Annotated in this window: 5 protein-coding genes; 2 read left to right on the top strand and 3 right to left on the bottom strand. The window is 68.7% G+C overall.

Annotation, left to right across the window (positions count from 1 at the left end; translation table 11 throughout):
* A partial coding sequence (locus I5I_RS05435) for a membrane protein (RefSeq protein ID WP_036317428.1) occupies window positions 1-1,235 on the bottom strand: 1,235 nt, incomplete at its 3' end.
* Window positions 1,217-2,293 carry a succinyl-diaminopimelate desuccinylase gene (dapE, locus tag I5I_RS05440; protein WP_036317430.1) on the bottom strand — a complete coding sequence of 359 codons (1,077 nt, stop codon included), beginning with the start codon at window positions 2,291-2,293 and terminating at the stop codon, window positions 1,217-1,219. The genes I5I_RS05435 and dapE, both read right to left, overlap by 19 nt.
* A 44-nt stretch (window positions 2,294-2,337) precedes the next feature.
* On the opposite strand from dapE, the gene dapD reads away from it, so the two are divergent.
* Together dapD and ppk2 are read left to right on the top strand one after the other, a co-directional pair.
* Window positions 2,338-3,288, top strand: coding sequence for a 2,3,4,5-tetrahydropyridine-2,6-dicarboxylate N-succinyltransferase (dapD, locus tag I5I_RS05445; protein ID WP_036317432.1), 951 nt, complete (start codon window positions 2,338-2,340; stop codon window positions 3,286-3,288).
* Between the two features lie 46 nt (window positions 3,289-3,334).
* Entirely contained in the window at window positions 3,335-4,120 is a 786-nt protein-coding gene (gene ppk2 / locus I5I_RS05450; RefSeq protein WP_036317436.1) for a polyphosphate kinase 2, read from the top strand.
* Window positions 4,121-4,236: 116 nt separating this feature from the next.
* Here the strand turns inward: ppk2 and ddaH are convergent, their stop codons facing one another.
* The gene (ddaH, locus tag I5I_RS05455; RefSeq protein WP_036317434.1) at window positions 4,237-4,998 is read right to left on the bottom strand and encodes a dimethylargininase; all 762 of its coding nucleotides are present in this window, start codon (window positions 4,996-4,998) and stop codon (window positions 4,237-4,239) included.
* Between the last annotated feature and the right edge of the window lie 18 nt (window positions 4,999-5,016).

A 5,016-nucleotide genomic window follows, 5' to 3' on the forward strand; every position in this document is an offset into this window, starting at 1 on the left:
GATCTGGGTGTCGAGTTGCCCAACGCCAGCATCTGGTAGATCCACCACCACTGGCCGATGAGCCCGACGACGAGCATCCCCCACCGCCAGAGAGCGTGCCGCGGGGCGGCGATGGCCCCGTAGAGCGGCGCGAGAGGCAGAAGGAGGCGGAAGATGCTCGACTGCGGAAAGAACACGACCAGCAGATACAGCACGTAGCTCGCCGACCAGAGTCGCATTTCGGGGCCGAGTCGCCGCACGTGCGGCTCGAACGCGATCACGGCCGCGACGGCCAGCACGGCCACCGCGAGGGCGACGTATGCCGCGATCTCGGGGAGGCCCCACAGGCGGAACCACAGCGCCGCCCCCTGCACGAACCCGTCGAACGGCACGAAGCCGCCCTCGCCGATCCACCCGCGCCGCCACGACAGCTCGGTCTCCATGTAGGCGGCGGGATCCCCCGTGGCGATGCCCGCGATCACCTGCCATGAGAAGCCGACCACCACGGCGAGAACGCCGAGCGCCACGATGTGCATCACCTGCGCCGGCGGCAGCGGGTCGTCGCGCCGGCGCACCCATCGCATGACGCCGTAGGCACCGAGCAGGAGCGCGAACGCCAGCACGCCGGGTCTCGTGTATCCCATGACGACGATCAACGGGTACAGCCACACGAACCGGCGCCGCAGCAGAAGCCGCAGGGCGAGGAACAGCCAGAGCAGGAACAGCGACTCGGCGTAGCCCATCTGGAACAGCGCCGCGAGGGGCGATGCCGCCAGCAGCGCGACCGCCCACAGCGCCGCATCCGCCTCGAGCTTCTCTCGGAGGAGATGGAAGAACGCGAGGCACGCTCCGTATCCGGCGACGATGGCGAGGACCACAGCGGCGAGAGGGTAGTTGCCCGCGAACACCACCGACAAGACCCGCGTCAACGCCGGATAGACGGGCATGAACGCCCACGCGTTCTGCGTCACCGCGCCGGTCGCGTCGACGGGAAGGTGCGTGGGGTAGCCGGCGCTGCCGACGACCCAGTACCACTGGGCATCCCATCCCATCGACAGGGTTCCGATCGTCGCATCCGCGCCGAAGCGCGAGGTCGGGCCGGACAGCTCGGCCGCGACGAGCAGGAAGCCGGTGGTGACCACGCGGGCCGCGAGGTAGACGACGGCGACCGCAACGGCGGGGCGCAGGACGAGCAGCCGCCCGAGCGGACCTGTCCCTCGCAGCGGCGCGGCGGCGGTCAGCGCCCGTTCAGCCATGCCCTCAGGCTCCGCTCGACGTCCTCGATCTGGACGAGCGGCACCCGCTCTTCGTCATGGTGGGCCAAGAGCGGGTCGCCGGGTCCATAGTTGACAGCGGGCACGCCCAGCGCCGAGAAACGCGCAACGTCCGTCCAGCCATATTTCGGGCGGGCCTCGGCACCCACCGCGGCGAGGAACTCCTGTGCGAGCGGTGCGTCCAGTCCCGGCCGGGCGCCGGCTGCGGCATCCACCACCTCGACATCGAATCCGTCCAGCACATGGCGCACGTGGGCTTCGGCGTCGGCAACGCTGCGGCTGGGAGCGAAACGGAAGTTGACCTCCACCTCGCAGAGGTCGGGGATGACGTTACCCGCGACGCCGCCCGAGATGCGCACCGCGTTCAGCCCTTCGCGATACACGAGGCCGTCGACGTCGATCTCGCGGGGTCGATACTCGGCCAGGCGCGCCAGGATCGGCGCCGCTGCGTGGATGGCGTTCTCCCCCATCCACGAGCGGGCGCTGTGGGCACGGACCCCTCGCGTGCGGGCGACGGCGCGCAGGGTGCCGTTGCACCCGCCCTCCACCTGACCGTTGGACGGCTCCCCCAGAATCGCGAAGTCGGCGGCGAACAGGTCGGGGCGCGTGCGTGCCAGGCGCGTGAGACCGTTGAGGTCCGATGCGACCTCCTCGTTGTCGTACCAGAGCCACGTGATGTCGACTCGAGGTTCGACCAGCTCGGCGGCCAGCTTCAGCTGCACCGCCGTGCCCCCTTTCATGTCCACGGTCCCCCGACCCCAGAGGAAGGCTTCGCCGTCGATCTCGATGTCGCGGGTCGGCAGGTTGGCGTTGATCGGCACCGTGTCGATGTGACCCGCGATCGCCACGCGCTGCGCGCGCCCGAGGTGGGTGCGCGCGACGATCGTGTCGCCGTCGCGGTAGACGTCGAGGTGCTCCAACGGCGAGATCGCCGCGAAGATCGCGTCGGCGAGTGTCGTCTCGTCGCCCGACACGCTCGGGACGTCACAGAGTGCTCGGGTCAGGTCGACGGAGGATGCGGTGAGGTCGAGCACGGGCATGGGGCGAGTCTATCGAGGGGTCCGCCTTCGATAGCCTGGAGGGCATGAGCGAACAGCGGACGGTATGGGGCATCGGCCTCGCGACGACGAGCGAGAACGGCACGATCCTGGACACATGGTTTCCGGTGGTGCACACCGGCGCCCCCGACGACGCCGACACGGCCGCCACGCCGGCTTGGGCCGAGTATGCGAGCCACGACGCACGTCGCGCGGTGAACGTCGACATCGTCACGGTCACGATCGACCTCGACGCCGCCCCGGAGTCCACCCCCGACGCCTACCTCCGCCTGCACGCACTGTCGCACCGCATCGTCCGCCCCAACGAGCTCAACCTCGACGGCATCTTCGCCCACCTTCCCATCGTCGCGTGGACCACGGCGGGCGCGATGCACCCCGACGACGCGGAACGCCTGCGCCCGGCCCTGCAGCGCGCCGGCATCCAGGTGCACAGCCTCGACAAGTTCCCCCGCCTGCTCGACTTCGTGACCCCTCCGGGTGTGCGCATCGCCGACGCCTCCCGCGTGCGCTTGGGCGCCTACCTCTCTCCCGGCACGACGGTCATGCACGAGGGCTTCGTGAACTTCAACGCGGGGACTCTGGGCTCCTCGATGGTGGAGGGACGCATCTCGCAGGGCGTCGTCGTCGGCGACGGCTCGGACATCGGCGGCGGCGCGTCGATCATGGGCACGCTGTCGGGCGGCGGCACGCACCGCGTATCGATCGGTGCGCGCACACTTCTGGGTGCGAACGCCGGAATCGGCATCTCGCTCGGCGACGACTGCATCGTGGAGGCCGGGCTCTACGTCACGGCCGGATCCAAGATCGTGCTCCCGAACGAGCCTCCGCTGCACGACGGGTCGCGCCCGATCGTCAAGGGCGCCCAGCTGTCGGGGCAGAACAGCCTGCTTTTCCGCCGCAACTCGCTGACGGGTGCGGTCGAAGCAGTGCGCCGCGAGGGCGTCGGAGTGACCCTGAACGAGGCGCTGCACGCCTGAGCACGCGGGCGCCCCCGACGGATAGCATCTGGTCATGAGCGACCGGATGCCGAAGAAGACGTACGAACGCGAGTTGAAGCGGCTGCAGGCGCAGTTGGTCGACATGCAGGCGTGGGTGCAGAGCACCGGATCACGCATCGTGGTCATCTTCGAAGGGCGAGACGCAGCCGGAAAGGGCTCGACGATCAGTCGCGTCTCGCAGTACCTGAATCCTCGCGTCACACGCGTCGTCGCCCTTCCCACTCCGACCGAGCGCGAGAAGAGCGAGTGGTACTTCCAGCGCTACATCGCCCACCTTCCCGCGGCGGGCGAGATCGTGCTGATGGACCGGTCCTGGTACAACCGCGCCGGTGTCGAGCATGTGATGGGTTACTGCACGAACGCCGAATACCACCGGTTTCTGCATCAGGTGCCCATCTTCGAACGCATGCTGGTGGAAGACGGCATCCTGCTGAAGAAGTACTGGTTCAGTGTGTCGGACGTCGAACAGGAGAAGCGGTTCCGCTCTCGCAACGACGACCCGATGCGACGCTGGAAGCTCTCCCCCAACGACGTCCTCTCGATCACCAAGTGGGAGGACTACTCACGCGCGAAGGACACCATGTTCGTGCACACCGATATTCCGGAATCGCCCTGGTTCGAGGTCGACAACGAGGACAAGCGCCGCGGACGCATCAACATGATCCACCATCTGCTCTCGCAGATTCCCTATGAAGAGGTCGAGCGCGCGCCGATCGCGATCCCAGCCCGCCCGGCATCCGGTGGTTACGAACGCCCGCCGCGGGAGCTGCAGAACTACGTCCCCGACTACGCGGCGACGCTCGCGGACTGATCACGGCCGCAGAAGCGGAGATCAGCAACAGAATCGGATGCCGCGCCCCCCGCGATCCGCATCCGTTGCGTTGGTCCGCGTCCGCTGCGGCACGAGCCGGACGCCGGTCGGAGAACTCAGTCGCGGATGCGCACCGAAAGACAGGTGACGCAGCCCTCGAGCTTCTCGAACTCGGTGATCGGGGTCGCGACGACGCGGAGCCCACGCGCCTCGTAGCGGGCGGCGGTCTCGGGGGCGTCGGAGGACATCAGCACCTCGTCGGGGCCGAGGACGACGACCGCCGTACCGTGCTCCTCGGGCACGCTCTCGAACGTCGGGAACGCGGCCGGGTCGTCGACCAGGGGCTCGAAACCGACGACGGTCCCGTCGGGCAACGCCGTCACACCGCTCTTCAGGTGTAGGACGCGTTCGACGGGGACCGCGACGACCTGCCATCCGCGCGGAGCAAGCAGTGCGGTCAGTTGAGCGATACCGTCGGCGTTCGTGCGCGATGAGGCACCGACATACACGGTCGAGCCGATCTTCAGAACGTCGCCCCCGTCGAGGGTGCCGGGGGCGACGATCTCGGCCACCTCGAGGCCGGTGGCGGCCACGGCCTCCCGCACCGTCGGAGCCTCCCCCCGACGTGACTCGGCTCCCGCGCGGCAGAGGACCGCAAGATCTCCGAACACGACGACGGCGTCCTCGACGAACACGCCGTCGGGTTGTTCATCGGCCGCATCGATCTGAATGATCTCCCACCCGCGGGTGCGGAAGACGTCGACGTAGGCCTCCCACTGACGTTGGGCGAGATCGGGATCGACCGAGGTCCTCCCGATGTGGGTCACCTCGCCGTCGGCGAGGCGCGGAGACGGACGACGAACGAGCAGACGCGACATGGCTCGACCCTAGCGGAT

The sequence above is a fragment of the Microbacterium sp. B24 genome, assembly GCF_000333415.1.
In the GTDB taxonomy this organism is placed as follows: Bacteria; Actinomycetota; Actinomycetes; order Actinomycetales; family Microbacteriaceae; genus Microbacterium.